The sequence below is a fragment of the Streptomyces sp. BF23-19 genome (assembly GCF_041106355.1).
GTDB classification, from domain to species: Bacteria; Actinomycetota; Actinomycetes; order Streptomycetales; family Streptomycetaceae; genus Streptomyces; species Streptomyces virginiae_A.
Genome location: NZ_JBGBPT010000035.1, coordinates 57,998 through 84,595, shown reverse-complemented (window position 1 = coordinate 84,595; position 26,598 = coordinate 57,998). Strand labels below are relative to the sequence as shown.

Below are 26,598 nucleotides of genomic sequence, written 5' to 3'. Positions count from 1 at the left end.
GCTCGAGGCGCTGCGGGCGCTACGGCCCGGCGACGCGGAGCTGTACCCCGCCTCGCTGGCCGACCCCGACCCGGAGGTCCGCATCCACGCGGTGCGGGCGCTGGTCTCGGTGGACGCCGTCCCGGAGCTGGCAGCGGCCGCCGCCGACCCGGCCCGCGAGGTCCGGGTGGCGCTGGCCAAGGGCCTGGCCTCGGTGCACACCCCGGCGCCGGCGCCGCTGGACCCGCTGTTGGCCGACCCGGACCCGCTGGTGCGGGGCGCGGCGCTGGCGGCGCTGGCCCGGGCCGGCTGCCCGGACGGGTACGCCCGTACCGCGGTGGCGGCTCTGGCCGACGCCGCCTGGCAGGTCCGGGCGGGGGCGGCGACCGGGCTGTCGGCGGCCACGACGGAGGCGGCCGTACCGGCCCTGGCCAAGGCCCTGGCCGATGCCAACGCCGACGTCCGCAAGGCCGCGGTACTGGCCCTGCTGGCCCACCGGGCCTGCGCGGAGGCCCGGGCGGCCCTCGCCACGGCGGTCTCGGACCCGGACGCGGACGTCCGCGCGTACGCGGCCCGGGCCTGAGGGAGCCCCGGCCCCCGTTCGGAGGCGCGCCGCGTGCGACCGGTGCGAGGGGCGGGGATGGTGGACGGACGAATGGAAGCGGGAACCCGTACCCCGTACCCCCACCCCGAGGAGCCGCCGCCATGTCCGTACGCAGCCTCAAGACCGCCTTGGCCTGCGCGGCCGCCGTGTCGCTCGGTCTGGCCGCCGTGTCCCCGGCGCACGGGGTCGAGGGGCCGGCTCCCGATCCGCACGACGCCAAGGCCATGCGGGACATGGCGACGGCGATCGCGGTGACGGCCAAGTACGCGGACGAGCGGGCGGCGCTCCAGGACGGGTACGTCCCGCACGGCGAGGAATGCATGACCAACCCGTTCGGGGTGGGCGCCATGGGCTACCACTACGTGAAGCAGGCCAACTGGGGTTCGAAGGACCCCGCCAGGCCGACCGCGCTCCTCTACAGCAAGGACAAGGACCGCACCGGCCGCCGCAAACTCGAGACGGTGGAGTGGATGTCGACCGACCGGGACCAGGACCTGAAGACGGCCGACGACCGTCCGAGCATGTTCGGGCTGCCCTTCGACGGGCCGATGCCCGGCCACTGGAAGGGCATGCCCAAGCACTACGACCTGCACATGTGGGCGTACAAGGAGAACCCGGCGGGCCGCTTCCACAACTGGAACCCGGCGCTGACCTGTCCGAAGAAGGCCCCCACCCCGGGCAAGCCGGCCGCCGCCCACCCGCACGGCCATTAGCCCGCGCGCCGGTGCAGCCAAGTGCCATCACGACCGGCTGAAGGTCGCGGTCCCCTTCCCCATCGACCTGGACCTCACCACCATCAAGCCGAAGGGGCTACCGGAGTAGACCCGCACCACGGCGAAGGGCCCGGCTCACCCGTGGGAGCCGGGCCCTTCGCCGTGGTGCGGACCGGATCAGCGGACGAAGGTGCTCGCCTGCCCCGCCAGGTCCAGGAAGTACTGCGGGGCGAGGCCCAGGACCAGGGTGACGGCGACGCCCACCGCGATGGTGGTCATCGTCAGCGGCGAGGGAACCGCCACCGTCGGGCCGTCGGCCTTCGGCTCGCTGAAGAACATCAGGACGATCACCCGGATGTAGAAGAACGCGGCGATCGCGGACGAGAGGACACCGATCACGACCAGCACCCCGGCGCCGCTCTCCGCCGCCGCCTTGAACACGGCGAACTTGCCGGTGAAGCCGGAGGTGAGCGGGATGCCCGCGAAGGCGAGCAGGAACACCGCGAACACGGCCGCCGTCAGCGGTGAACGCCGGCCGAGACCGGCCCACTTGGACAGGTGCGTGGCCTCACCGCCCGCGTCACGCACCAGCGTGACCACCGCGAAGGCGCCGATCGTCACGAAGGAGTACGCGGCCAGGTAGAAGAGGACGGACTGGACGCCCTGTGCCGAGGTCGCGATCACACCGGCCAGGATGAAGCCGGCGTGCGCGATCGAGGAGTAGGCCAGCAGCCGCTTGACGTCCGTCTGGGTCACGGCGATCACCGCGCCCGCCAGCATGGTGACGATGGCCACCGCCCACATCACCGGACGCCAGTCCCAGCGCAGCCCCGGCAGGACCACGTAGAGCAGCCGCAGGAGGGCGCCGAAGGCGGCCACCTTCGTCGCCGCCGCCATGAAGCCGGTGATCGGGGTCGGGGCGCCCTGGTAGACGTCCGGGGTCCACATGTGGAAGGGGACCGCGCCGACCTTGAAGAGCAGGCCCGCCATGATCAGCGCGCCGCCGATCAGCAGCAGCGCGTCATTGCCCATGGTGGAGGCCAGCGCCGGGTCGATGTTCGCGACCGTGCCGTCGACCACGTCGGCGATCACCGCGTACGAGACCGAGCCCGCGTACCCGTAGAGCAGCGCGATGCCGAAGAGGAGGAAGGCGGAGGAGAAGGCACCCAGCAGGAAGTACTTCACCGCGGCCTCCTGCGACATCAGCCGCTGGCGGCGGGCGAGGGCGCAGAGCAGGTAGAGCGGGAGGGAGAACACCTCGAGGGCGATGAACAGCGTCAGCAGGTCGTCGGCCGCCGGGAAGATCAGCATGCCGGCGATCGCGAACAGGGCCAGCGGGAAGACCTCGGTGGTGGTGAAGCCCGCCTTGACGGCGGCCTTCTCGCTGTCGCTGCCCGGTACGGACGCCGCCTGGGCGGCGAAGGAGTCCACCCGGTTGCCGTGCGCCGCGGGGTCCAGCCGCCGCTCGGCGAAGGTGAAGACCGCGACGATCGAGGCCAGCAGGATGGTGCCCTGCAGGAAGAGTGCCGGGCCGTCCACGGCGATGGCGCCCATCGCGGCGATGTGGGCCTTGCCCGACCCGTACCCGCCGGCCGCGAGGCCGACGACCGCCGCGAAGGCCGAGGCCAGCGCGGCGACGGCGAGGAACACCTGGACGTGGTAGCGGGCCTTGCGGGGCACGAAGGCCTCGACGAGGATCCCGAGCACCGCCGCGCCCACCACGATCAACGTGGGCGCGAGCTGTGCGTACTCGATGGTCGGTGCCGGGATCCGGTCGGCCGGTGCCTCGGCCGCCAGTGTCCACAGGCTGTGGGCGGAAGTCGCTGCGCTCACTTCGCCACCTCCCCGTTCTTGGCTTCGACGTCGACCTCGGGCTTCGGGTCCGTCTGCTTCACGTCCGACAGGGTGTGCTCCACCGCCGGGTTGACGATGTCGGTGAGCACCTTCGGGTAGACGCCCAGCCCGATCAGCAGGGCGATCAGCGGGGCGACCACCAGTACCTCCCGCAGGCGCAGGTCCGGCATGGTGCGGACCTCCTCCTTCACGGGGCCGGTCATCGTGCGCTGGTAGAGCACCAGCGTGTAGAGGGCGGCGAGCACGATGCCGATGGTGGCGATGATGCCGACGACCGGGTACCGGGCGAACGTGCCGACCAGGACCAGGAATTCACTGACGAAGGGCGCGAGGCCCGGCAGCGAGAGGGTGGCGAGGCCACCGATCAGGAAGGTGCCGGCGAGGACCGGGGCCACCTTCTGGACACCGCCGTAGTCGGCGATGAGCCGCGAGCCGCGCCGCGAGATCAGGAAGCCGGCCACCAGCATCAGCGCCGCCGTCGACAGGCCGTGGTTGACCATGTAGAGGGTGGCGCCGGACTGGCCCTGGGAGGTCATCGCGAAGATGCCCAGGATGATGAAGCCGAAGTGCGAGATCGAGGCGTAGGCGACCAGCCGCTTGATGTCCCGCTGGCCGACCGCGACCAGCGCGCCGTAGACGATGCTGATCAGGGCCAGGACGAGGATCACCGGCGTGGCCCACTTGCTGGCGTCGGGGAAGAGCCCGAGGCAGAAGCGGAGCATCGCGAAGGTGCCGACCTTGTCGACGACCGCGGTGATCAGTACGGCGACCGGGGCGGTGGACTCGCCCATCGCGTTCGGCAGCCAGGTGTGCAGCGGCCAGAGCGGAGCCTTCACCGCGAAGGCGAAGAAGAAGCCCAGGAACAGCAGCCGCTCGGTGTTGGTCGACATGTCGAGCGTGCCCGCGGCCCGGGCGGCGGTGATCTCCTGGAGGGAGAAGTTCCCGGCGACCACGTAGAGGCCGATGACGGCCGCCAGCATGATCAGGCCGCCGACCAGGTTGTAGAGGAGGAACTTGACCGCCGCGTACGAGCGCTGCGTGGCCGCGTTCTCCTCGGAGCCGCCCGCCGCGGCAGCGGCTGATCGGGAGGAAGTGGCACGGTCCCCGAAGCCGCCGATGAGGAAGTACATCGGGATGAGCATGGCTTCGAAGAAGATGTAGAAGAGGAAGACGTCGGTGGCCTCGAAGGAGATGATCACCATCGCCTCGACCATCAGGATCAGGGCGAAGAAGCCCTGGGTAGGCCGCCAGCGCTGGCTCTTCGTCTCCAACGGGTCGGCGTCATGCCAGCCTGCAAGGATGATGAACGGCATCAGAACCGCGGTGAGCCCGATGAGCACCACCCCGATCCCGTCCACGCCGAGCTCGTAGCGGACGCCGAAGTCGGCGATCCAGGGCCGGGATTCGGTGAGCTGGTAGCGGTCACCGGTCGGGTCGAACCGGATCGCGACGAGCACGGCCAGGGCCAGTGTCGCCAGCGAGAAGAGCAGCGCGAGCCACTTGGCGGCGGTCCTGCGGGCGGCCGGGACGGCCGCCGTCAGGATCGCGCCGACCGCGGGGACCGCGGCCGTCACCGTCAGAAGCGGGAAACTCATTTCACACCGCCCTCATCAGCAGGGTCGCGGCGATCAGGACCACCGTGCCCCCGAACATCGAGACCGCGTAGCTGCGGGCGTAGCCGTTCTGCAGCTTGCGCAGGCGGCCCGAGAGCCCGCCGACCGAGGCGGCCGTCCCGTTGACCACCCCGTCGACCACGCTGTGGTCGAGGTACACGAGCGAGCGGGTCAGGTGCTCCCCGCCGCGGACCAGCACGACGTGGTTGAAGTCGTCCTGGTAGAGGTCCTTGCGGGCCGCCCGGGTGAGGAGCGAGCCGCGCGGGGCGACGACCGGGACGGGCCGCTTGCCGTACATCGCCCAGGCGATGCCGACGCCGACGAGGAGCATCACCATGGTGGCTGCGGTGACGGTCATGGCGCTGACCGGCGGGTTGCCGTGCGAGTAGCCCGTGACCGGCTCCAGCCACTTCAGGAAGCGCTCACCGATCTCGAAGAAGGCTCCGGCGAAGACCGAACCGAAGGCCAGGATGACCATCGGGACGGTCATGGACTTCGGGGACTCGTGCGGGTGCGGCGGGTGGCCGTCCGCGTCCGGCTGCCAGCGCTTCTCGCCGAAGAAGGTGAGGAGCATGACGCGGGTCATGTAGAAGGCGGTGATGCCGGCGCCCAGCAGGGTCACTCCGCCCAGGATCCAGCCCTCGGTGCCGCCCTTCGCGAAGGCCGCCTCGATGATCATGTCCTTGGAGAAGAAGCCCGACAGGCCCGGGAAGCCGATGATGGCCAGGTACCCGAGGCCGAAGGTCACGAAGGTGACCGGCATGTACTTCCTCAAGGCCCCGTACTTGCGCATGTCGACCTCGTCGTTCATCCCGTGCATCACGGAACCCGCGCCGAGGAAGAGGCCTGCCTTGAAGAAGCCGTGCGTCACCAGGTGCATGATCGCGAAGACGTAGCCGATGGGGCCGAGGCCCGCGGCGAGGATCATGTAGCCGATCTGCGACATCGTCGAGCCCGCCAGGGCCTTCTTGATGTCGTCCTTCGCGCAACCGACGATCGCACCGAAGAGCAGTGTGACCGCGCCCACGACGGTGACCACCAGCTGGGCGTCCGGCGCCCCGTTGAAGACGGCGGCCGAGCGGACGATCAGGTACACGCCCGCCGTCACCATGGTGGCCGCGTGGATCAGGGCCGAGACCGGGGTCGGGCCCTCCATCGCGTCCCCGAGCCAGGACTGCAGCGGGACCTGCGCCGACTTGCCGCAGGCGGCCAGCAGCAGCATCAGGCCGATCGCCGTCAGCGTGCCCTCGGAGGTCTCGCCCACCGAGGCGAAGACCGGCCCGAAGGTGAAGGTCCCGAAGGTGGTGAACATCAGCATGATCGCGATCGACAGGCCCATGTCGCCGACGCGGTTGACCAGGAAGGCCTTCTTCGCGGCGGTGGCCGCGCTGGGCTTGTGCTGCCAGAAGCCGATCAGGAGGTACGAGGCGAGGCCCACGCCCTCCCAGCCGAAGTACAGCAGCAGGTAGTTGTCGGCGAGGACCAGCAGCAGCATCGCCGCGACGAACAGGTTGAGGTAGCCGAAGAAGCGGCGGCGGCGCTCGTCGTGCTCCATGTACCCGATCGAGTACACGTGGATGAGCGTGCCCACCCCGGAGATCAGCAGGACGAAGGTCATCGACAGCTGGTCCAGCTGGAAGGCCATGTCCGCCTGGAAGCCCTCGACGGGGATCCAGGTGTACAGCTTCTGGGTCAGGGTCCGGTCCTCGGCCGTGCGCCCCAGCATGTCGGCGAACAGGACGACGCCGATCCCGAAGGAGACGGCCGCGAGCAGGGTGCCGATCCAGTGACCGACCTTGTCGAGGCGCCGGCCGCCGCAGAGCAGCACCACCGCTCCGAGCAGGGGCGCCGCGATCAGCAGCGCAATCAGGTTCTCCACAGCGACCCCTTACAGCTTCATCAGGCTGGCGTCGTCGACCGAGGCCGAGTGGCGGGTACGGAACAGCGACACGATGATCGCCAGGCCGACCACGACTTCCGCGGCGGCGACGACCATCGTGAAGAACGCGATGATCTGGCCGTCGAGGTTGCCGTGCATCCGGGAGAACGCGACGAAGGCGAGGTTGCAGGCGTTGAGCATCAGCTCGACGCACATGAACAGCACGATCGCGTTCTTGCGGATCAGGACCCCGGTGGCACCGATCGTGAACAGCAGGGCCGCCAGGTACAGGTAGTTGACCGGATTCACTTCGAGGCCTCCTCACGGCCGAGGCGCTCCGAGGAGGCCTGCTCCAGTGCCTTGAGGTCGTCGATCGCCTGGCTGGAGACGTCCCGGATCTGGCCCCGGGCGCGCAGTGTCCGGTTGACGGTCAGCTCGGACGGGGTGCCGTCCGGCAGCAGACCGGCGACGTCCACCGCGTTGTGCCGGGCGTAGACCCCGGGCGCGGGCAGCGGCGGGAGCTGGACGCCCTCGCGGACCCGCTTCTCGGCGAGTTCGCGCTGGGTGGCGGCCCGTTCGGTGCGCTCGCGGTGCGTGAGGACCATCGCGCCGACGGACGCGGTGATCAGCAGTGCGCCGGTGATCTCGAAGGCGAAGACGTACTTGGTGAAGATCAGCTGCGCCAGGCCTTCGATGTGCCCGCCGGAGTTGACCCGGCCGAGCCCGTTGAAGTGGGTGAGCCCGGCGTTGGAGATGCCGCCGATCAGCAGGACGCCGAAGCCGAGCCCGCACAGGACGGCCATCCAGCGCTGTCCCTTGATGGTCTCCTTCAGGGAGTCGGCGGCGGTGACGCCGACGAGCATGACCACGAAGAGGAAGAGCATCATGATCGCGCCGGTGTAGACGATGACCTGGACGACGCCCAGGAAGTACGCCCCGTTGGCGAGGTAGAAGACAGCCAGGATGATCATCGTCCCGGCCAGGCTGAGCGCGCTGTGCACGGCCTTCTTCATCAGGATCGTGGCCAGTGCGCCGATGACGGCGACCGTGCCGAGGATCCAGAACTGGATCGCCTCGCCCGTGGAGGTCATGGAGGTGGCGGTGGCGGCGATGGTGCTCATGCGTCCACCTCCTCGGACTGCCCGTTCTCCGGGGCGACTTCGCCCTTGGAGACGGCGACCTGCCGGACGGTGCCCGGAGCGGCCCCGGTCACCAGTCCTCGGTAGTAGTCCGTGTCGTCCGTGCCGGGGAAGATCGAGTGCGGTGCCTCGACCATGCCCTCGGTCAGGCCGGCCAGCAGCTGCTCCTTGGTGTAGATGAGCGATTCGCGGCTGGAGTCGGCCAGTTCGAACTCGTTCGTCATGGTGAGCGCCCTCGTCGGGCACGCCTCCACGCACAGCCCGCACAGGATGCAGCGGGCGTAGTTGATCTGGTAGACGGCGCCGTACCGCTCACCCGGGGAGTAGCGCTCCTCCTCGGTGTTGTCCGCCCCCTCCACGTAGATGGCGTCGGCGGGACAGGCCCAGGCACACAGCTCGCACCCGATGCACTTCTCCAGACCGTCGGGGTGCCGGTTGAGCTGATGCCGTCCGTGGAAGCGCGGTGCGGTCGTCTTCTGCTGCTCCGGGTACTGCTCGGTGAGGCGCTTCTTGAACATGGCCTTGAAGGTCACGCCGAAGCCCGCCACCGGGTTCTGCCACTTCTCGTCGGACATCTCTCAAGCCTCCTCTCGGTCACTGTCAGTATTCGTCCCGCCACTGACAATCAGCTCCCGCTCGGTGCGGGACCGCCTGCGCGGTACGGGTGCCAGGTGCTGGCCGGGCTTGGGCGGTACGGGGAATCCGCCCGCCAGCGGGTCGAAGGGCTCGGCGTCGTGCGTCGCCTCGGCGGCCGCCGTCTTCTCCCGCTTGTCGCGGAAGACGTCCGCGACGAAGGAGAGGAGCAGGATCGCCACGACTCCGCCGCCGACGTACAGGACGATCTCGCTGAAGTCGTACGCCTCGTTGCGCAGCGCCCGGACGGTGGCCACCAGCATCAGCCAGACCACCGAGACGGGGATCAGGACCTTCCAGCCGAGCTTCATCAGCTGGTCGTAGCGCACGCGGGGCAGCGTGCCGCGCAGCCAGATGAAGAAGAACAGCAGCAGCTGCACCTTGAGGACGAACCAGAGCATCGGCCACCAGCCGTGGTTCGCGCCCTCCCAGAAGGAGCTGATCGGGTACGGGGCCCGCCAGCCGCCCAGGAAGAGGGTGACCGAGACCGCCGAGACGGTGACCATGTTGACGTACTCGGCCAGCATGAACAGCGCGAACTTGATGGACGAGTACTCGGTGTTGAAGCCGCCGACCAGGTCGCCCTCGGACTCCGGCATGTCGAAGGGGGCGCGGTTCGTCTCGCCGACCATCGTGACGACGTAGATGATGAAGGACACCGGCAGCAGGACGATGAACCAACGGTCCGCCTGCGCCTCGACGATCGCCGAGGTCGACATCGACCCGGAGTAGAGGAAGACCGAGGCGAAGGCCGCGCCCATCGCGATCTCGTACGAGATCATCTGCGCGCAGGAACGCAGGCCGCCGAGGAGCGGGTAGGTCGAGCCGGAGGACCAGCCGGCCAGCACGATGCCGTAGATGCCGACCGAGGCCACCGCGAGGATGTAGAGCATCGCGATCGGCAGGTCGGTCAGCTGCATCGTGGTGCGCTGGCCGAAGATGGAGACCTCGTCGCCCGGCGGCCCGAAGGGGATCACCGCGATGGCCATGAAGGCCGGGATCGCCGCGATGATCGGGGCCAGGACGTAGATGACCTTGTCGGCCCGCTTGACGATCAGGTCTTCCTTGAGCATCAGCTTCACGCCGTCGGCGAGCGACTGGAGCATGCCCCACGGGCCGTGCCGGTTCGGGCCGATCCGCAGCTGCATCCAGGCGACGACCTTGCGTTCCCACACGATGGAGAACAGCACCGTCACCATCAGGAAGGCGAAGCAGAACACCGCCTTGACGACGACGAGCCACCAGACGTCCTTGCCGAACAGGGACAGGTCCTCGGCAGCGAGTTGAACGGTGTTCACGCGCCCACCTCCGCAGTGGTGTCGCCTGCGCCGGCCGGGGTCGCCGGGCCGATGCGTACGAGGGTGCCCGGGCGGGCGCCGGCATCGGCGAGGACGCCGGAGCCGGTGGAGTTCAGCGGGAGCCAGACCACGCGGTCGGGCATCTCGGTGATCCGGAGCGGGAGTTCCACGGAGCCGGCCGGGCCGGTGACGGCGAGGACGTCGCCGTCCTTGACGCCGGTCTCGGCGGCCGTGGCGGCCGACAGCCGGGCGCTCGCCTCGTGCCGGGTGCCGGCCAGGGCGTCGTCGCCCTCCTGCAGCCGGCCGAGGTCCAGCAGCAGCCGGTGGCCCGCGAGGACCGCCTCGCCGATGCCGGGACGAGGCTGGGGCACGGTGTCCGCGCTCTGCGCGGTGGCCCGCTCACCGGCCCACGGTCCGAGCCGGTCGATCTCCCGGCGTACGGCGTGCACGTCGGGCAGTGCGATCGGCCGGTCGGCGGCGTCGGCCAGCATGTGCAGCACGCGGGCGTCGGCCGGGGCGAGCCGGCGGGTCATCTGGTCGGGCTTGAGGGCGGCCTCGAACGGCCGGACCCGGCCCTCCCAGTTGATGAACGCGCCCGCCTTCTCGGCCACCGCGGCGACCGGGAGGACCACGTCCGCGTGCTGGGTGACCTCGCTGGGCCGCAGTTCCAGGGAGACCACGAAGGCCTCCTGGAGGGCGGTTCGCGCGCGGGCCGGGTCCGGCAGGTCGGTGACCTCGACGCCCGCGATGAGCAGGGCCGAGAGCTCCCTGGTCGCCGCGGCCTCGACGATCTGGCCGGTGTCGCGGCCGTAGCGGTGCGGGAGTTCGTCCAGGCCCCAGGCGGTGGCGACCTCGTCGCGGGCCCTCGGGTCGGTGGCGGGGCGGCCGCCCGGCAGCAGGGACGGCAGCGCTCCCGCTTCGACGGCGGCCCGCTCACCGGCCCGGCGCGGGATCCACACCAAGGTGGCCCCGGTGACCCCGGCGGCCCGGACGGCGGCGGTCAGCGCGCCCGGTACCCCGGCGAGGCGCTCCCCGACGAGGATGACCGCGCCGGGCAGGCGCAGCGCCTCGGCGGCCTCGGCGCCCCCGGTCTCCAGGCCGGTCCGGGAGGCCAGCGCGTCGAGCCACTCGGGCTCGGTGCCGGGGGCGGCGGCCAGCAGGCGGCCGCCGGTCTTGTCCAGGCCGCGGGTGGCGAAGGGGGCGACGGAGAAGGTCCGCTGCTTGTGCTTGCGGTGGGCCTTGCGGAGCCGCAGGAAGACGCCCGGGGCCTCCTCCTCGGCCTCGATGCCGACGAGCAGCACCGCCGGGGCCGCCTCCAGGGCGGTGTACGAGAGGCACTGCCCGCCGAGGTCGACCCCGTACCCGGCGACCTCCGAGGCCAGGAACTCGGCCTCCTCGGCGCTGTGCACGCGGGCCCGGAAGTCGATGTCGTTGGTGTCGAGCACCACCCGGGCGAACTTGGCGTACGCGTAGGCGTCCTCGACGGGGAGCCGGCCGCCGGTCAGCACCCCGGCCCGGCCGCGCGCGGCGGCCAGTCCGTTCGCCGCGGCCTCCAGGGCCTCGGGCCAGCTCGCCGGCTCCAGCACCCCGGCGGCGCTGCGCACCAACGGGGTGGTCAGCCGGTCCGGGCGCTGCGCGTAGCGGAACCCGAAACGGCCCTTGTCGCAGATCCACTCCTCGTTGACCTCGGGGTCCTCGGCGGCGAGCCGACGCAGCACCTTGCCGCGGCGGTGGTCGGTGCGGGTCGCGCAGCCGCCCGCGCAGTGCTCGCACACGCTCGGGGAGGAGACGAGGTCGAAGGGGCGGGAGCGGAACCGGTAGGCGGCCGAGGTGAGGGCGCCGACCGGGCAGATCTGGATGGTGTTGCCGGAGAAGTACGACTCGAAGGGGTCGCCCTCGCCGGTGCCGACCTGCTGGAGCGCGCCGCGTTCCAGCAGCTCGATCATCGGGTCGCCGGCGATCTCGTTGGAGAAGCGGGTGCAGCGCGCGCACAGCACGCACCGCTCGCGGTCCAGCAGCACCTGGGTGGAGATGGGGACCGGCTTCTCGTAGGTGCGCTTCTTGCCCTCGAAGCGCGAATCGGCGTTGCCGTGCGACATCGCCTGGTTCTGCAGCGGGCACTCGCCGCCCTTGTCGCAGACGGGGCAGTCCAGCGGGTGGTTGATGAGCAGCAGCTCCATCACCCCGCGCTGGGACTTGTCGGCGACCTCGGAGGTCAGCTGGGTCTTGACGACCATGCCGTCGGTGCAGGTGATGGTGCAGGAGGCCATCGGCTTGCGCTGGCCCTCGACCTCGACGATGCACTGGCGGCAGGCGCCGGCCGGGGAGAGGAGGGGGTGGTCGCAGAACCGGGGGATCTCGATGCCGAGCTGCTCGGCGGCCCGGATGACGAGGGTGCCCTTGGGCACGGACAGTTCGACCCCGTCGATGGTCAGCGAGACGGTGTTCTCGGGTGGAACCGCCGCCCCGCCCCCGGAGGCCGCTGGAGTGGTGACGGTCATGCGTTCACCTCCGTGTCGGCCCAGAGGGTCGACTTCCTGGGGTCGAAGGGGCAGCCCTTGCCCGTGATGTGCTGCTCGTACTCCTCGCGGAAGTACTTGAGCGAGGAGAAGATCGGGCTGGCCGCACCGTCGCCGAGCGCGCAGAAGGACTTGCCGTTGATGTTGTCGGCGATGTCGTTCAGCTTGTCGAGGTCGGACATGACGCCCAGGCCGGCCTCGATGTCGCGGAGCAGCTGGACCAGCCAATACGTGCCTTCGCGGCACGGCGTGCACTTGCCGCAGGACTCATGGGCGTAGAACTCGGTCCACCGGGTCACGGCCCGCACCACGCACGTCGTCTCGTCGAAGCACTGGAGGGCCTTGGTGCCGAGCATCGAGCCGGCGGCGCCCACGCCCTCGTAGTCGAGCGGGACGTCGAGGTGCTCGTCCGTGAACATCGGGGTGGAGGAGCCGCCCGGGGTCCAGAACTTCAGCCGGTGCCCGGGGCGCATGCCGCCGCTCATGTCGAGGAGCTGGCGCAGGGTGATGCCGAGCGGGGCCTCGTACTGGCCGGGGCCGACGACGTGCCCGGAGAGCGAGTACAGCGTGAAGCCGGGGGACTTCTCGGTCCCCATCGACTTGAACCAGTCCTTGCCCTTGTTCAGGATCGCGGGAACCGAGGCGATGGACTCCACGTTGTTGACGACAGTGGGGCACGCGTAGAGCCCCTCGACCGCCGGGAAGGGGGGACGCAGCCGGGGCTGGCCGCGCCGCCCTTCGAGGGAGTCGAGCAGCGCCGTCTCCTCACCGCAGATGTACGCGCCCGCGCCCGCGTGCACCGTGATGTCGAGGTTGCGCCCGGTGCCGTCGATGTCCTTGCCGAGGTATCCGGCCGCGTACGCCTCGCGCACGGCCTCGTGCAGGCGCCGCAGTACGGGCACCGTCTCCCCGCGCAGGTAGATGAAGGCGTGCTCCGAGCGGATCGCGTAGCAGGCGATGATCATTCCCTCGATGAGGGAGTGCGGGTTGGCGAAGAGGAGGGGGATGTCCTTGCAGGTTCCCGGCTCCGACTCGTCCGCGTTCACCACGAGGTAGTGCGGCTTGCCGTCGCCCTGCGGGATGAACTGCCACTTCATTCCGGTGGGGAAGCCGGCGCCGCCGCGGCCGCGCAGACCCGAGTCCTTCACGTAGGCGATGAGGTCGTCCGGGGTCATCGCGAGGGCCTTGCGCAGGCCCTCGTACCCCTCGTGCCGCCGGTAGGTCTCCAGCGTCCACGACCGCGGCTCGTCCCAGAAGGAGGACAGCACGGGGGCGAGGAGCTTCTCCGGGCTGGTCCCTCCACCGGTCTCCGGGTGGGAGGTGCCCCCATTGCCGCCGTTGCTCAGTTCGGAAGACACCGACATCACTCCCCTCCCTCGGTGGTGGCCTCGCCGCGCGGGTGGACGATCGGGGTGTGCGCGGACTCGCCGCGCGCGATGCGCAGCCCGATCAGGGAGGCGGGGCCGGCGCCGCCGGTCGCCTCGACCGCGCCCTCGCGCTCGTCCGGGAACCCGGCCAGGATCCGGGCGGTCTCCTTGTACGTGCACAGCGGGGCGCCCCGGGTCGGCGAGACCTCGCGGCCGGCCAGCAGGTCGTCGACCATGGCCTTGGCGGACTGGGGGGTCTGGTTGTCGAAGAACTCCCAGTTGACCATCACCACGGGGGCGAAGTCGCAGGCCGCGTTGCACTCGATGTGTTCGAGGGTGACCTTGCCGTCGGGGGTGGTCTCGTTGTTGCCGACGCCGAGGTGCTCCTTGAGCTCCTCGAAGATGGCGTCGCCGCCCATCACCGCGCACAGGGTGTTCGTACAGACGCCGACCTGGTAGTCGCCGGAGGGCCCCCGCCGGTACATCGTGTAGAAGGTCGCCACGGCCGTGACCTCGGCGGTGGTCAGGCCCAGTACCTCGGCGCAGAACCGGATGCCGGTGCGCGAGACGTAGCCCTCGACGGACTGGGTCAGGTGCAGCAGCGGCAGCAGCGCGGAGCGGCTGTCGGGGTAGCGCGCGATGACTTCCTTGGCGTCGGCTTCGAGGCGCTCGCGTACCTCCGCCGGAAAGTCGGGGGCGGGCAGCTGGGGCATGCCCAGCGAGACCCCTTGGTTCGAAGGACTGGCGGTCATCGGTCGACGCCTCCCATCACGGGGTCGATGGAGGCGACGGCGACGATGACGTCGGCGACCTGGCCGCCCTCGCACATCGCGGCCATGGCCTGCAGGTTGGTGAAGGACGGGTCGCGGAAGTGGACCCGGTAGGGGCGGGTGCCGCCGTCGGAGACGACGTGCACGCCGAGCTCGCCCTTGGGGGACTCGACGGCCGCGTACGCCTGGCCGGCCGGTACCCGGAAGCCCTCGGTCACCAGCTTGAAGTGGTGGATGAGGGCCTCCATGGAGGTGCCCATGATGTTCCTGATGTGGTCGAGCGAGTTGCCGAGGCCGTCGGGGCCCATCGCGAGCTGCGCCGGCCAGGCGATCTTCTTGTCGGCGACCATCACCGGTCCCGGCGCCAGGCGCTCCAGGCACTGCTCGACGATCCGCAGCGACTGGCGCATCTCCTCCAGGCGGATCAGGAACCGCCCGTAGGAGTCGCAGCTCTCGGTGGTCGGCACGTCGAACTCGTAGTTCTCGTAGCCGCAGTACGGGTCCGACTTGCGCAGGTCGTGCGGCAGGCCGGCGGAGCGCAGGATCGGGCCGGTGGCGCCGAGCGCCATGCAGCCGGTGAGGTCGAGGTAGCCGACGTCCTGCATGCGGGCCTTGAAGATGGGGTTGCCGGTGGCGAGCTTGTCGTACTCCGGCAGGTTCTTCTTCATGGTCTTGACGAACTCGCGCAGCTGGTCGACGGCGCCCGGGGGCAGGTCCTGCGCGAGGCCGCCGGGGCGGACGAACGCGTGGTTCATGCGCAGTCCGGTGATCAGCTCGAAGATGTCGAGGATCAGCTCGCGGTCGCGGAAGCCGTAGATCATGATCGTGGTCGCGCCCAGCTCCATGCCGCCGGTGGCGATGCACACCAGGTGGGAGGAGAGCCGGTTGAGTTCCATCAGCAGGACGCGGATGACGGTGGCGCGGTCCGGGATCTGGTCGGTGATGCCGAGGAGCCTCTCGACGCCGAGGCAGTACGCCGTCTCGTTGAAGAACGGCGTCAGGTAGTCCATGCGCGTCACGAAGGTGGTGCCCTGCGTCCAGTTCCGGAATTCGAGGTTCTTCTCGATGCCGGTGTGCAGGTACCCGATGCCGCAGCGGGCCTCGGTGACCGTCTCGCCGTCGATCTCCAGGATCAGGCGCAGCACTCCGTGGGTGGACGGGTGCTGCGGACCCATGTTGACGACGATCCGCTCGTCGTCGGCCCTGGCGGCGGACTGGACGATCTCGTCCCAGTCGCCGCCGGTGACGGTGTAGACGGTGCCCTCGGTCGTCTCGCGCGCGGCGGCGTGATCGGCGGAGGCGTTGTTTGACGTGGACATCAGCTGTACGACCTCCGCTGGTCGGGAGCCGGGATCTGGGCGCCCTTGTACTCGACGGGGATGCCGCCGAGCGGGTAGTCCTTGCGCTGCGGGAAGCCCTGCCAGTCGTCCGGCATCATGATCCGGGTGAGGGCCGGGTGCCCGTCGAAGATCAGGCCGAAGAAGTCGTACGTCTCGCGCTCGTGCCAGTCGTTGGTCGGGTAGACGGCGACGAGCGAGGGGACGTGCGGGTCGCTGTCCGGGACGGACACCTCCAGCCGCAGGATCCGCCCGTGCGTGAGCGAGCGCAGGTGGTAGACGGCGTGCAGCTCGCGGCCCTTGTCCCCGGTGAAGTGCACTCCGGAGACGCCGGTGCAGAGCTCGAAGCGCAGGGCCGGGTCGTCGCGCAGGACCCGCGCGACCCGGACGAGGTGCTCGCGGGCGATGTGGAAGGTGAGTTCGCCCCGGTCGACCACCGTCTTCTCGATGGCGTTCTCGGGGAGCAGGTCCTGCTCCTCCAGGGCGCCTTCGAGCTCGTCGGCGACCTCGTCGAAGTAGGAGCCGTAGGGCCGGCTCGTCGCGCCGGGCAGGGCCACGGTCCGCACCAGGCCGCCGTAGCCGCTGGTGTCCCCGCCGCCCGCGGCACCGAACATGCCCTTGCGGACGCCGATGACCTCGGGGCCCTGATCGCGCGGCGCAGGGACGTTGCTGCCGTTGCTGCCGTTCTCCGGCTCTTGGGTCTCGCTCACCGGAGCAGCCCCTTCATCTCGATGGTGGGGAGGGCCTTGAGGGCCGCCTCCTCCGCCTCACGGGCCGCTTCTTCCCGGTTCACGCCGAGCTTTCCGCCCTGGATCTTCTGGTGGAGCTTGAGGATCGCGTCCAGCAGCATCTCGGGGCGGGGCGGGCAGCCGGGCAGATAGATGTCCACCGGGACGATGTGGTCGACGCCCTGGACGATCGCGTAGTTGTTGAACATTCCGCCTGAAGATGCACAAACCCCCATGGAGATGACCCATTTGGGAGCGGGCATCTGGTCGTACACCTGCCGCAGCACCGGCGCCATCTTCTGGCTGACCCGTCCGGCCACGATCATCAGATCGGCCTGGCGCGGGGAGCCGCGGAAGACCTCCATGCCGAAGCGGGCCAGGTCGTACCGGCCCGCTCCGGTGGTCATCATCTCGATGGCGCAGCAGGCCAGACCGAAGGTGGCCGGGAAGACGGACGACTTGCGCACCCATCCCGCGGCCTGTTCGACGGTGGTCAGCAGAAAGCCGCTCGGCAGCTTCTCTTCCAGTCCCATGGAAAATTCAGCCCCTCAGTCCCATTCCAGGCCGCCGCGGCGCCACACGTAGGCGTAGGCGACGAAGACGGTGAGCACGAAGAGCAGCATCTCGACGAGCCCGAAGATCCCCAGGGAGTCGAAGGTGACGGCCCAGGGGTAGAGGAAGACAACCTCGATGTCGAAGACGATGAAGAGCATCGCCGTCAGGTAGTACTTGATGGGGAAGCGGCCACCGCCGGCCGGCATCGGCGTCGGCTCGATGCCGCACTCGTAGGCTTCAAGCTTCGCCCGGTTGTACCGTTTTGGGCCGATCAGCGTGGCCATGACCACGGAGAAGATCGCAAACCCTGCGCCGAGGGCGCCGAGCACGAGGATGGGCGCGTACGCATTCACGCTCCTCGCTCCTTCCAGTCGTCCTTGACCGTTGGACCGCTGCCGGCGCCACGCGAACCACCCCGCGAAGATCACGCTTTCGATCAAGCGCTTGCATGTGAGGCAGTTCACAAGCCGGACTGGTGCGCATCTTATGCCTGCTCGTCTGTGATCTGCGACACGGGTTGCAACACCGAGTTTGTGATCTCCACCACCTGACGAACGATCATGAAGCCCGATGAGTGGTGATCTTCATACGCGAAGCATCCACATGATCACCAAAGGTGACATCCGAGCCCGTTACCGCAGGTAGAAGGCTGCTTGCCCTATCAAACGATTCCTCGTGCAGGCAAATTGGCAACGAGGGTGTGGGGATGATAAAGGGATCGGCGTCGCCCGGTCGGGGGATGCTGTGCGTACAGAGGTGGACACGGGGCGGATACGAGGGGGGCGGGGGTGAATGAGGGGGCCGAAGAGGGGGCAGACGCCGGATCGACGGAGGCTTCTGACGACCGCGCGCGGGACGACGCGAGTACGTGCTTCCGTTCACGAACCTCTCGGCACGTTCACAGGAAGGTCACGGGAGGGGCACAGCGTCCGCATGGCGTGACGTTGCTGTGACCTGCGCCACTCTGAATCGAGCCTTCCGAAAGAGGGCTTGGCCATCTGTGCGGAGTGATGGTAGGTCAGGGATCAATTAGGACTTAATTCCGAAACCCCATGATCACAGCCTTGTGAGGGCCTGTCCGTTTCGCCCGTTACGGCGTCAATAAGAAGTCGGACGCGCCCGGTTCGCGCCGTTCTCACGCAACTGTGGCGCAACCCACGTTTCTTGAAGGGAACCCGGACGCCCTGATAGCGGTTGTCCTCATGTCCCACACCGCTCACATACCCAGCCACCGGAAGCCCCGCCGCAGCGCCTCGAAGCTCGCGGTCCGCGCCGGAGTTGCCGGTGGCGTCCTCAGCACCCTGGCCATGGCCGGCACCGCGAGCGCGTCCCCGTCCGCCGAGCCCGTGGCCGAGACGACGCTCGAAATGCCGGTCCTCAACATGGACCTGGGCGCCGACGTCTCCTCCGCCATCACCGTGGCCGCCGAGAACACCCGCCTCGCGGCCGTCGAAGGCGAACTGACCGCCCAGGAGGAGAGCGCCCGTACCGGCGCCGCCGCCGAGGCGAAGCAGGCCAAGGAAGAAGCCCAGAAGAAGGCCGACGCCGAGAAGGCCGAGAAGACGGCGAAGGCGGAGGCCGACCGCAAGGCCGAGGCCGAGCGTTCCAGCCGCAGCGGCTCCGAGCGCACCACGCTCAAGAGCACCGCCGCCCCGCAGGGCTCCGGCACCGTCTCCGCCCCGGCCACCGGCTCCGCCGCCGCCATCGTCAACTTCGCCCGCGCGCAGGTCGGCAAGGCGTACGTGATGGGCGGCACCGGCCCGTCCTCGTTCGACTGCTCCGGTCTCGTCCAGGCCGCCTACCGCCAGGCCGGCATCAGCCTGCCGCGCATGTCCCAGGCGCAGTCCTCGGCCGGCACCTCCGTGTCGCTGAGCGCCCTGCAGCCGGGCGACATCCTGTACTGGGGCTCCAAGGGCAGCGCGTACCACGTCGCCATCTACGTCGGCGGCGGCAAGTTCGTCGGCGCGCAGAACCCCAGCACCGGCATCGTCGAGCGCAACCTCAGCTACGACAAGCCGACGGGCGCCGTCCGCGTCCTCTGAGCACCGCTCAGTTCACGGCTCCGGGCACGGCAGAGGGGTGTCGTGTCGACCGGACACCGTGAGCCCGGCCTGATCGGCGAGACGCGCCTCAGGGTCGGTACTCCCCCGCTCGGGGGTGGAGTACCGACCCTGGGGCCGTTCTTCGTGCTTCCCGGGCCGCCAGGGGGCGTCCACGGGCCGCTCTCACCCCAGTGAGGCCGCGAGCTCGAAGCGGGCCTCCCGCTGCTTCTTGTAGAGCGCGAGCGTCTCGGCGTGCTCCTCGACGAGCCGCTCCTGGTAGGCCTTCTCGACCGCGCCCCAGATGCCGACGAGGTTCACCTCGCGCTTGCACGCGACATCGGCCTTGGCCGCCGTCACGGCCCTCGGGCCGCCCTTGTCGTCCTCCAGGCCCAGCTTCTCCACGACGTCGTACGGCGATGCGATCCCGGCGTATCCCGACTTGTCCATGCATGACGACCACTTCTTGACGGCGTCGACGACCCGGGAGTCCTGCCGGGAGCGGTCGTGCGCCTCCGAGGCCAGCCCGAACGTGAACAGCAGGTCCACGCTGTCCTCGGTCGGGGCGTACAGCTTGCGGTACCCCTCCCGCCCGCACCCGCCGGCCGGCACCTTCTGCCCGGCCGCCGTCAGACCGCTGTCCACCCGCGCGGCCTCCTCCTCGGTGTTCGCGTCGGGAGCCGTGCCGCCCTGGGCCCCGGGCCGCTCGCCGTTCATCACCACGTACGCGTTGTCGCTCAACTGCGGCGGGGCGGGCTTCGCCACGCTCCCCTCGCCCGCGGACTTGTCGTACCCGTGGGCCGCCGCGTACGCCGGGTCGGCCAGGCCGAAGAGGTACGCGTGCCGGTCCTCGGCCCCGGCCCCGGCGCCCGCGGCCTCGGCCGATCTCACACCCTCGTAGGTGAACCCGTACCGGGCCATGCACCGGGAGACCAGGGCCTGCTGGACCTGGCCCATCCGGATCCGTTCGGCCTCGGTGTCCGTGTACGCGTCCATCGGGAGGCCGAGCGTGGCGGTCGCCGGGTTCACCTCGACGGGACCGAGCTCCGGTTCACCGCCCTCGGGGCCGCCGGTCCCGGCGCAGCCGGCCAGGAGGACGGTCGCCAGCAGGGCGACGACCGGGGCGGCGGGCCGGCTGCGCCGGGAGGTGTTCATCGCGTGGAACTCCTTCTGCCGGATCCGGATTACGGGTGGAGGGTGTACTTGGCCGAGCTGATCTTGTTCTTGAAGGTGGCCGAGGCGTTGCCCGCGTAGTTCGACGGGATCTCTCCGACGTTGCCGCCCAGGTCCTTGTCGGTGCCGACCTTCCAGGCGTAGACGTCCCGGTTCCGGTAGGACTCGGTGGTGTCGTTGATCCAGTTCCCGCTGGCCGAGCAGGAGCCCTGGTACTTGTCGTCGCTGAAGTTCACGTCACTCGTCACCAGGTCGAAGACACAACCCGACTGGTTCTGCCAGTAGAAAAGCCCGAATTCCTGGTTCTCCAGATTTCCGTCGCGCCCCCAGGCGGCCGCCGGACCCGTGGCTCCCAGCAGAATGGCACCGGCCGAAACGACGGCGATGCAACCGGCCGACAGCTTGCGCATTGCGTTGTCCATCACGCTTACCTCACTCTTCGGGTGGAAATCGGGGTGTTCGGGGCGGACCGGAGGTGGCGCATTTCCGCCCGGCGGGGATTCAACAGCGAACCGCCGTGCCCGTTCAAGGCTTTTCTCAGCTGATGGACAGTCATATCTGTTGTCCGATAGGTAACTTGTCCCGACCGGCCACGGGTACCTACTATCTGGCGCGCGCTCCCCCACCCGTCAAACGGATGCGCATAATCCACTCCTACCGCCGCAAGGGAAGCCCGTCGTGCGCGCAAGGCATTTGACCTCTCTCCTTCTTCTGTGCATTTCGCTGACGGGATGTGCCGGCGGCGGCAAAGAACCTGTGGCGAGCGACAGTCCGCCGCCCACCGCGGAGGAAATCGCCTACTACGACTGTCTGAAGAAGCAGGGCGTGGCGATCGTTTATACGGACTACGGCGCTCCGCGCGAGGACAAGTCGAAGCCCTGGAACGACGAGGCGCACAAGACCTGCGCGCCGATGCTGCCGCCCCCGCCGAAGCCCCAGCCGGCCGCGCCCGCCCAGCTCGCCGCCGCGCGGAAGGAGTCCGCGTGCCTGCGGGCCGAAGGCATCTCCTGGTACCCCGACCCGGACCCGGTCACCGCCCAGGTCGACGACCGCAAGGGCACCCCCGAGCAGTGGAGCTCGCTCAAGCGCGACCACCTCGACGCGTTGAAGAAGTGCCGGCCCGAGAGATGAGCGGAGCCGAGCGGGTCATGGAGCACACCGAGGCCCCGGCCACCCCCGAGGAGGACCGCGGCGGACTCGCGCGCGGGCGGCGCGTGGTGCTCGCGGTCGTCGGCGGGGCCGCACTGATGGCGGTCGGCGGACTGCTGGCGACCACGCTGGTGAAGTCCCCCGCGCAGGTGGCCGCGGAAACCGGCCCGCCCGCGCAGGGGGTCCTGACCGCGGACGTCGAGCGGCGGGTGCTCGCGCAGACCGTGGTCATGCGCGGGACGGTCGTCGCCGACCAGAGCGTGGCCGTGTCCCCGCAGGGGGTGCGCTCCGGCGAGGGGGCGGGCGCGGCCCTGGTGACCAAACTGCCGCTGAAGGCCGGTGATCCGGTCACGGCGGGCCGGCTGATCGCCGAGGTGTCCGGGCGGCCGGTGTTCACCCTGCACGGGGCGCAGCCGATGTACCGCGACCTGAAGCCCGGATCCACCGGCGACGACGTCGCGCAGCTGCAGCAGGCGCTGCGCGAGCTCGGGCACGGCACCGGCGGCGACGCGAAGGGCGTCTTCGGGGCCGGTACGAAGGCCGCGCTCAGCGCCCACTACCGGGCGATCGGGTACGCGCCGCTGCCCGCGGTCGCCGACGGGGGCGCGGCCCTGAAGGCGGCGCGGGAGGCCGTGCGGTCCGCGACCTGGGCCGTGGAGGACGCGAGCGGCCCCACCGGCGCCGTGGGCACTCCCGAGGAGACCGGATCCGGCCGCAAGGGCGGGGCCACGCCGGCCCCCGGCGCGACAGCGAGCCCCGGGGCCGGCGCCGTTCCCGGTGCCGTTCCCGGTGCCGTTCCCGGCCCCGGAGCCGGTCGGGAGCTCGCACGGGCGCGGCAGGCCCTCGGGGAGGCCCGGGCCGCGCTCGCGGCCGCCGAGGCCGCCGACGGGCCGATGCTGCCCACCGCCGAAGCCGTGTTCCTGAGCTCCCTCCCGGCCCGCGTCAGCTCCGTCGGCGCCCGCGCGGGCTCCCCCGTGTCCGGGCCCGTGCTCACGCTCTCCGGTGGGGAACTCGTCGTCGAGGCCTACCTCAAGGACGACAAGAGGCAGCTGCTGCGTGCCGGGATGACCGTGGTGATCTCCTCCGAGGTCTCCGGCACCGATGTCCGTGGCACGGTGGCGGCCGTCGCCACCGAGCGGTCCGCCGCGCAGCCCGCCGGTCCCGGGCCCCAGCAGGACCCCGGCCAGAACCCCAAGGGCGGCGGGAACGGCGGCACGGGCGCCGCCGGCGGCGCCGACCTCGGCTACCGGCTGGTGGTCCGCGCCGACCAGCCGCTGCCCGCCGGCTTCGCCGGGCAGGACGTCCGGCTGACCATCGAGTCCGCCGCCACCGACGGGGAGGCGCTCGTCGTCCCGATCACCGCCGTCTCGGCGGGCGCGGACGGACGTACGGTCGTCACCGCCGTGTCCGCCGAAGGCATCCAGCGGCGCATCGAGGTGCGGACCGGCACCAGCGGCGACGGGTACGTGGCCGTCACCCCGGCCCAGGCGGGCGCCCTCGGCGCCGGGACCGAAGTGGTGATCGGGGTCGCGCCCCGGGAGACCCGGGGGAAGAGCAAGTGAGACTCCTGCCCCGACAGGCCCGGAAGTCCCAGCAGTCCCAGCAGTCCCGGCAGTCCCGGCAGTCCCGGCAGCACTCGGAACCCGGCGGAGACGAAAGCCCCGTGATCGAACTCCGCGGGGTCGGTCTCACCTACCCCGGGCCGCCGCCCGTCCAGGCCCTGCACCCCTGCGACCTGAGCGTCCGGCGCGGCGAGTTCCTCACCGTCGTCGGCCCCTCCGGCTCCGGCAAGTCCACCTTCCTCAACGTCGCCGGACTGCTCGACTCCCCCACCACCGGCCGGTACCTCCTCGACGGGATCGACACCGCCGCTCTCCGCGACCGGGAGCGCACCGCCCTGCGCGGCCGCCGGATCGGCTTCGTCTTCCAGTCCTTCCACCTCCTCCCCCACCGGTCCGCCCTGGAGAACGTCACCCTGGCCATGCTCTACACCGGCATCCCGCGCGCCCAGCGCCTCGTACGGGCCCGCGAGGCCCTCGCCCAGGTCGGTCTCGGGCACCGGGCCGGCGCCGTGCCCGGCCGGCTTTCGGGCGGCGAGCGCCAGCGGGTGGCGATCGCCCGCGCCCTGGTCGGACGCCCCTCGCTGCTGCTGTGCGACGAGCCGACCGGCAATCTCGACTCCGTGAACGCCGCGTCCGTCCTCGGGCTGCTGGACGAACTGCACGGAGCCGGGATGACCGTCCTCGTCATCACGCACGACCCCGAGGTGGCCCGGCGCGGCACCCGGACCGTCACCATCCGCGACGGGCGGCTGGATCCGTGAGCGCCGTCGCGCCCACCCGGCTGTCCGTACGCGACGCCCTGGCCGAGGCCGTCGCCGGGATGCTGCGCCGCCCCGGCCGGGCCGTGCTCACGGCCCTCGGCACCGTCCTCGGCGTCGGCAGCTTCGTGGCCGTGCTCGGCCTCACCGCCACCATCTCCTCGCAGATCGACGGCAGGTTCGACGAGCTGACCGCCACCGAGGTCGCCGTCGTGGACGTCGCCGCCCAGCAGAACGAGTTCGCCGGGACCGGCTTCCCGGCCGACGCCGAGCAGCGGCTGCGCGCCGTCGCGGGCATCGAGCACGCCGGGGTGCTGTGGACGGTGCGGCTCGACCCGCGCACCGCCGTCGGACCCCTGCCGTCCGGGGCCGGCGACCCGGCCACCGGCGCGGCCGTCGTCGCCGCCTCCCCCGGCGCCGTCGCCGCCCTCGTGCCGACGCTCCAGCAGGGGCGGCTCTACGACGACTTCGCCGAGCGCGGCCACGAGCGCGTCGTCGTCATCGGCAGCGGGCTCGCCGCCCGCCTCGGCATCACCACCCTGGCCACCCGGCCCGCCCTCTACATCGGCCAGGAGCCCTTCACCGTGGCGGGGATCGTCGCGGACCTACGGCGCCGGCCCGAACACCTGATGTCGGTCCTCGTCCCGCGCGCCACCGCCGAGCAGCTCTGGGGGCCGCCTCCGCCCGGCGGCGCGACCATGCTGATCTCCACCGAACTCGGCGCCGCCCGCCAGGTCGCCGCCCTCGCCCCGACGGCGCTGCGCCCCGACCACCCCGAGTACCTCAAGGCCGTCCCGCCGCCCGATCCCCGGACGCTGCGCTCCGGTGTCACCGCCGACCTGAGCGCGCTCTTCCTGCTGCTCGCCGGGATCTGCCTGGTCATCGGCGCGGTCGGGATCGCCAACACCACCCTGGTCGCCGTACTGGAGCGGACCGGCGAGATCGGGCTGCGCCGGGCGCTCGGCGCCCGGGGGCGGCACGTCTGGGCCCAGTTCCTCACCGAGTCCGCGGCCCTGGGTGCCCTCGGCGGCCTGGTCGGGACCTCGCTGGGCGAGCTGACCGTGGTCGCCGTCGCCGTCGCCCGGGACTGGACCCCGGTGATCCATCCGGCCACGGTCGCCGCGGCCCCGCTCGCCGGCCTGGTCACCGGGCTGCTGGCCGGCCTGTATCCCGCCTGGCGGGCGGCCCGTGTCGAACCGGCCGAGGCCCTGCGAAGATAGCGGCAGCGCGCACCTGACCGTCAGGGCCGACCCGACCCGCCCTGGAGGTGGTGGTCCCGTGAACCCGAAGCCGTACGAATCCCACGGCGCCGGCGACCCCACCGCGGTCCCGGCCGCGCTCGGGCTCGGTCTGCTCGCGGTGGGCGGCTGGCTGCTGACCACCGCCCGCCCCTGGCAGAAGCCCGGCCACCCGCTCACGCTGGGCCTCGGCTGGACCGCCTCCGGGGCGCTGCTGGTGTGCGGGCTGCTCCTGCTGGCCAGGTGCGTCCGTACCGTCCACGGCCGGCCGGACCCGGGAGCGGCCCTGGACGCGGCCCCGGACACGGACGTGCCCGCACCCACCGAGGCGGGCACGGGCACGGACCACTGACACGGCGGCTCAGGCCTTCGGGGCCACCTTCGAGAGGCCGTTGATGATGCGGTCCATCGCGTCACCACCCGTCGGGTCGGTCAGGTTGGCCAGCATCTTCAGGGTGAACCGCATCAGCACCGGGTGGGTCAGACCGCGCTGGGCGGCGATCTTCATGACCTTCGGGTTGCCGATCAGCTTCACGAAGGCGCGGCCCAGGGTGTAGTAGCCGCCGTAGGTCTCCTTGAGCACCTTCGGGTAGTTGTGCAGCGCCAGTTCGCGCTGGGCCGGGGTGGCCCGGGCCTGGGCCTGCACGATGACGTCGGCCGCGATCTGGCCCGACTCCATGGCGTACGCGATGCCCTCGCCGTTGAACGGGTTGACGAGCCCGCCCGCGTCGCCGACCAGCAGCAGGCCCTTGGTGTAGTGCGGCTGCCGGTTGAAGGCCATCGGCAGGGCCGCACCGCGGATCGGCTGCGTCATGTTCTCGGGGGTGTAGCCCCAGTCCTCCGGCATGGAGGCGCACCAGGCCTTGAGGACCTCGCGCCAGTCCAGCTCCTTGAAGGCGGAGGAGGAGTTGAGGATGCCGAGGCCGACGTTGGAGGTGCCGTCTCCCATGCCGAAGATCCAGCCGTAGCCGGGCAGCAGCCGGTCCTGCGCGCCGCGCCGGTCCCACAGCTCCAGCCAGGACTCCAGGTAGTCGTCGTCGTGCCGCGGCGAGGTGAAGTACGTCCGCACGGCCACGCCCATCGGGCGGTCCTCGCGCCGGTGCAGGCCCATCGCCAGGGACAGCCGGGAGGAGTTGCCGTCGGCCGCGACGACGAGCGGGGCGTGGAAGGTGACCGGGGTCTTCTCCTCGCCCAGCTTGGCGTGCACGCCGGTGATGTGACCGGTGCGCGCGTCGCGCACCGGCTCGCCGACGGTGCAGCGCTCGTACAGCCGGGCGCCGGCCTTCTGCGCCTGGCGGGCCAGGGTCTCGTCGAAGTCGTCGCGCTTGCGGACGAGTCCGTAGTCCGGATAGGAGGCGAGTTCCGGCCAATCCAGCTGGAGCCGCTGCCCACCGCCGATGATCCGCAGACCCTTGTTCCGCAGCCAGCCGGCCTCTTCGGAGATGTCGATGCCCATCGCCACGAGCTGCTTGGTGGCGCGCGGGGTCAGGCCGTCGCCGCAGACCTTCTCGCGGGGGAACGCCGTCTTCTCCAGCAGCAGGACGTCCAATCCGGCCTTGGCGAGGTAGTAGGCGGTGGTCGAGCCGGCGGGCCCGGCCCCGACGACGATCACGTCCGCGGAGTGTTCGGAGAGGAGCTCGGTCACTGCGGGGTCTCCCGAAGGCTCGATAAAGGGTGCCCAACGGCACCGG

25 protein-coding genes are annotated in these 26,598 nt (G+C 70.7%); 8 read left to right on the top strand and 17 right to left on the bottom strand.

From position 1 onward, the window contains the following. Both AB8A24_RS20995 and AB8A24_RS20990 read left to right on the top strand, forming a co-directional pair. The coding region (locus tag AB8A24_RS20995; RefSeq protein ID WP_369477086.1) for a HEAT repeat domain-containing protein at positions 1 to 562 on the top strand (562 nt) is incomplete at its 5' end. A 122-nt stretch (positions 563 to 684) separates the two neighbouring features. Next, a complete protein-coding gene (locus tag AB8A24_RS20990) occupies positions 685 to 1,296 on the top strand; it encodes a hypothetical protein (protein WP_328962105.1) in 612 nt (203 codons plus the stop codon). A gap of 177 nt (positions 1,297 to 1,473) precedes the next feature. Here AB8A24_RS20990 and nuoN read toward each other — a convergent pair whose 3' ends face one another. The 14 genes from nuoN to AB8A24_RS20920 are packed head-to-tail and all read right to left on the bottom strand — an operon-like array spanning position 1,474 to position 17,341. Further along, complete coding sequence (gene nuoN, locus AB8A24_RS20985) at positions 1,474 to 3,129, bottom strand: NADH-quinone oxidoreductase subunit NuoN (RefSeq protein ID WP_328962106.1); 1,656 nt, start codon at positions 3,127 to 3,129, stop codon at positions 1,474 to 1,476. Next, the gene (locus AB8A24_RS20980; RefSeq protein WP_266381613.1) at positions 3,126 to 4,745 is read right to left on the bottom strand and encodes an NADH-quinone oxidoreductase subunit M; all 1,620 of its coding nucleotides are present in this window, start codon (positions 4,743 to 4,745) and stop codon (positions 3,126 to 3,128) included. Before AB8A24_RS20980 ends, nuoN begins: the two co-directional genes overlap by 4 nt. A 1-nt stretch (position 4,746) precedes the next feature. Continuing rightward, complete coding sequence (nuoL, locus tag AB8A24_RS20975; RefSeq protein ID WP_328962108.1) at positions 4,747 to 6,642, bottom strand: NADH-quinone oxidoreductase subunit L; 1,896 nt, start codon at positions 6,640 to 6,642, stop codon at positions 4,747 to 4,749. Between the two features lie 9 nt (positions 6,643 to 6,651). Further along, entirely contained in the window at positions 6,652 to 6,951 is a 300-nt protein-coding gene (gene nuoK / locus AB8A24_RS20970) for an NADH-quinone oxidoreductase subunit NuoK (protein ID WP_030653455.1), read from the bottom strand. Beyond that, the gene (locus AB8A24_RS20965; protein WP_328962109.1) at positions 6,948 to 7,763 is read right to left on the bottom strand and encodes an NADH-quinone oxidoreductase subunit J; all 816 of its coding nucleotides are present in this window, start codon (positions 7,761 to 7,763) and stop codon (positions 6,948 to 6,950) included. Before AB8A24_RS20965 ends, nuoK begins: the two co-directional genes overlap by 4 nt. Further along, a complete protein-coding gene (nuoI, locus tag AB8A24_RS20960) occupies positions 7,760 to 8,356 on the bottom strand; it encodes an NADH-quinone oxidoreductase subunit NuoI (RefSeq protein ID WP_266483056.1) in 597 nt (198 codons plus the stop codon). Before nuoI ends, AB8A24_RS20965 begins: the two co-directional genes overlap by 4 nt. Before the next feature lie 3 nt (positions 8,357 to 8,359). Beyond that, a complete protein-coding gene (nuoH, locus tag AB8A24_RS20955; protein ID WP_328962110.1) occupies positions 8,360 to 9,712 on the bottom strand; it encodes an NADH-quinone oxidoreductase subunit NuoH in 1,353 nt (450 codons plus the stop codon). Further along, positions 9,709 to 12,213 carry an NADH-quinone oxidoreductase subunit G gene (locus AB8A24_RS20950; RefSeq protein WP_369477081.1) on the bottom strand — a complete coding sequence of 835 codons (2,505 nt, stop codon included), beginning with the start codon at positions 12,211 to 12,213 and terminating at the stop codon, positions 9,709 to 9,711. Before AB8A24_RS20950 ends, nuoH begins: the two co-directional genes overlap by 4 nt. Continuing rightward, positions 12,210 to 13,595 carry an NADH-quinone oxidoreductase subunit NuoF gene (nuoF, locus tag AB8A24_RS20945; protein ID WP_030758058.1) on the bottom strand — a complete coding sequence of 462 codons (1,386 nt, stop codon included), beginning with the start codon at positions 13,593 to 13,595 and terminating at the stop codon, positions 12,210 to 12,212. The genes AB8A24_RS20950 and nuoF overlap by 4 nt, the downstream gene beginning before the upstream one ends. Next, on the bottom strand, positions 13,595 to 14,350 hold the full coding sequence (nuoE, locus tag AB8A24_RS20940; protein WP_033224170.1) for an NADH-quinone oxidoreductase subunit NuoE: 756 nt from the start codon (positions 14,348 to 14,350) through the stop codon (positions 13,595 to 13,597). Before nuoE ends, nuoF begins: the two co-directional genes overlap by 1 nt. Continuing rightward, positions 14,347 to 15,687, bottom strand: coding sequence for an NADH-quinone oxidoreductase subunit D (locus AB8A24_RS20935; protein WP_328962112.1), 1,341 nt, complete (start codon positions 15,685 to 15,687; stop codon positions 14,347 to 14,349). Before AB8A24_RS20935 ends, nuoE begins: the two co-directional genes overlap by 4 nt. Then, entirely contained in the window at positions 15,687 to 16,415 is a 729-nt protein-coding gene (locus AB8A24_RS20930; protein WP_369477077.1) for an NADH-quinone oxidoreductase subunit C, read from the bottom strand. Before AB8A24_RS20930 ends, AB8A24_RS20935 begins: the two co-directional genes overlap by 1 nt. Next, positions 16,412 to 16,966 carry an NADH-quinone oxidoreductase subunit B family protein gene (locus AB8A24_RS20925; RefSeq protein WP_266381642.1) on the bottom strand — a complete coding sequence of 185 codons (555 nt, stop codon included), beginning with the start codon at positions 16,964 to 16,966 and terminating at the stop codon, positions 16,412 to 16,414. Before AB8A24_RS20925 ends, AB8A24_RS20930 begins: the two co-directional genes overlap by 4 nt. Positions 16,967 to 16,981: 15 nt before the next feature. Further along, complete coding sequence (locus AB8A24_RS20920; protein ID WP_030010013.1) at positions 16,982 to 17,341, bottom strand: NADH-quinone oxidoreductase subunit A; 360 nt, start codon at positions 17,339 to 17,341, stop codon at positions 16,982 to 16,984. Between the two features lie 849 nt (positions 17,342 to 18,190). Between AB8A24_RS20920 and AB8A24_RS20915 the strand changes: the two genes are divergently transcribed. Beyond that, positions 18,191 to 19,030 (top strand): NlpC/P60 family protein, encoded by an 840-nt coding sequence (locus AB8A24_RS20915; protein ID WP_328962114.1) that lies wholly within the window; start codon positions 18,191 to 18,193, stop codon positions 19,028 to 19,030. A gap of 183 nt (positions 19,031 to 19,213) precedes the next feature. Here AB8A24_RS20915 and AB8A24_RS20910 read toward each other — a convergent pair whose 3' ends face one another. Then, entirely contained in the window at positions 19,214 to 20,182 is a 969-nt protein-coding gene (locus tag AB8A24_RS20910; protein ID WP_369477075.1) for a hypothetical protein, read from the bottom strand. Positions 20,183 to 20,211: 29 nt separating this feature from the next. Beyond that, positions 20,212 to 20,622 (bottom strand): hypothetical protein, encoded by a 411-nt coding sequence (locus tag AB8A24_RS20905; RefSeq protein ID WP_266381651.1) that lies wholly within the window; start codon positions 20,620 to 20,622, stop codon positions 20,212 to 20,214. A 334-nt stretch (positions 20,623 to 20,956) separates the two neighbouring features. Between AB8A24_RS20905 and AB8A24_RS20900 the strand changes: the two genes are divergently transcribed. The 5 genes from AB8A24_RS20900 (at position 20,957) to AB8A24_RS20880 (ending at position 25,259) form a co-directional block, all read left to right on the top strand. Further along, entirely contained in the window at positions 20,957 to 21,331 is a 375-nt protein-coding gene (locus AB8A24_RS20900; protein WP_328962116.1) for a hypothetical protein, read from the top strand. Beyond that, on the top strand, positions 21,328 to 22,911 hold the full coding sequence (locus tag AB8A24_RS20895; RefSeq protein WP_369477072.1) for a peptidoglycan-binding protein: 1,584 nt from the start codon (positions 21,328 to 21,330) through the stop codon (positions 22,909 to 22,911). Before AB8A24_RS20900 ends, AB8A24_RS20895 begins: the two co-directional genes overlap by 4 nt. Positions 22,912 to 23,012: 101 nt before the next feature. Next, the gene (locus AB8A24_RS20890; RefSeq protein WP_328962118.1) at positions 23,013 to 23,672 is read left to right on the top strand and encodes an ABC transporter ATP-binding protein; all 660 of its coding nucleotides are present in this window, start codon (positions 23,013 to 23,015) and stop codon (positions 23,670 to 23,672) included. Next, positions 23,669 to 24,889, top strand: coding sequence for an ABC transporter permease (locus AB8A24_RS20885; protein WP_328962119.1), 1,221 nt, complete (start codon positions 23,669 to 23,671; stop codon positions 24,887 to 24,889). The genes AB8A24_RS20890 and AB8A24_RS20885 overlap by 4 nt, the downstream gene beginning before the upstream one ends. 58 nt (positions 24,890 to 24,947) lie before the next feature. Then, a complete protein-coding gene (locus AB8A24_RS20880; protein ID WP_328962120.1) occupies positions 24,948 to 25,259 on the top strand; it encodes a hypothetical protein in 312 nt (103 codons plus the stop codon). Between the two features lie 9 nt (positions 25,260 to 25,268). Here AB8A24_RS20880 and AB8A24_RS20875 read toward each other — a convergent pair whose 3' ends face one another. Further along, positions 25,269 to 26,552, bottom strand: coding sequence for a geranylgeranyl reductase family protein (locus tag AB8A24_RS20875; RefSeq protein ID WP_030722345.1), 1,284 nt, complete (start codon positions 26,550 to 26,552; stop codon positions 25,269 to 25,271). Positions 26,553 to 26,598 lie beyond the last annotated feature (46 nt).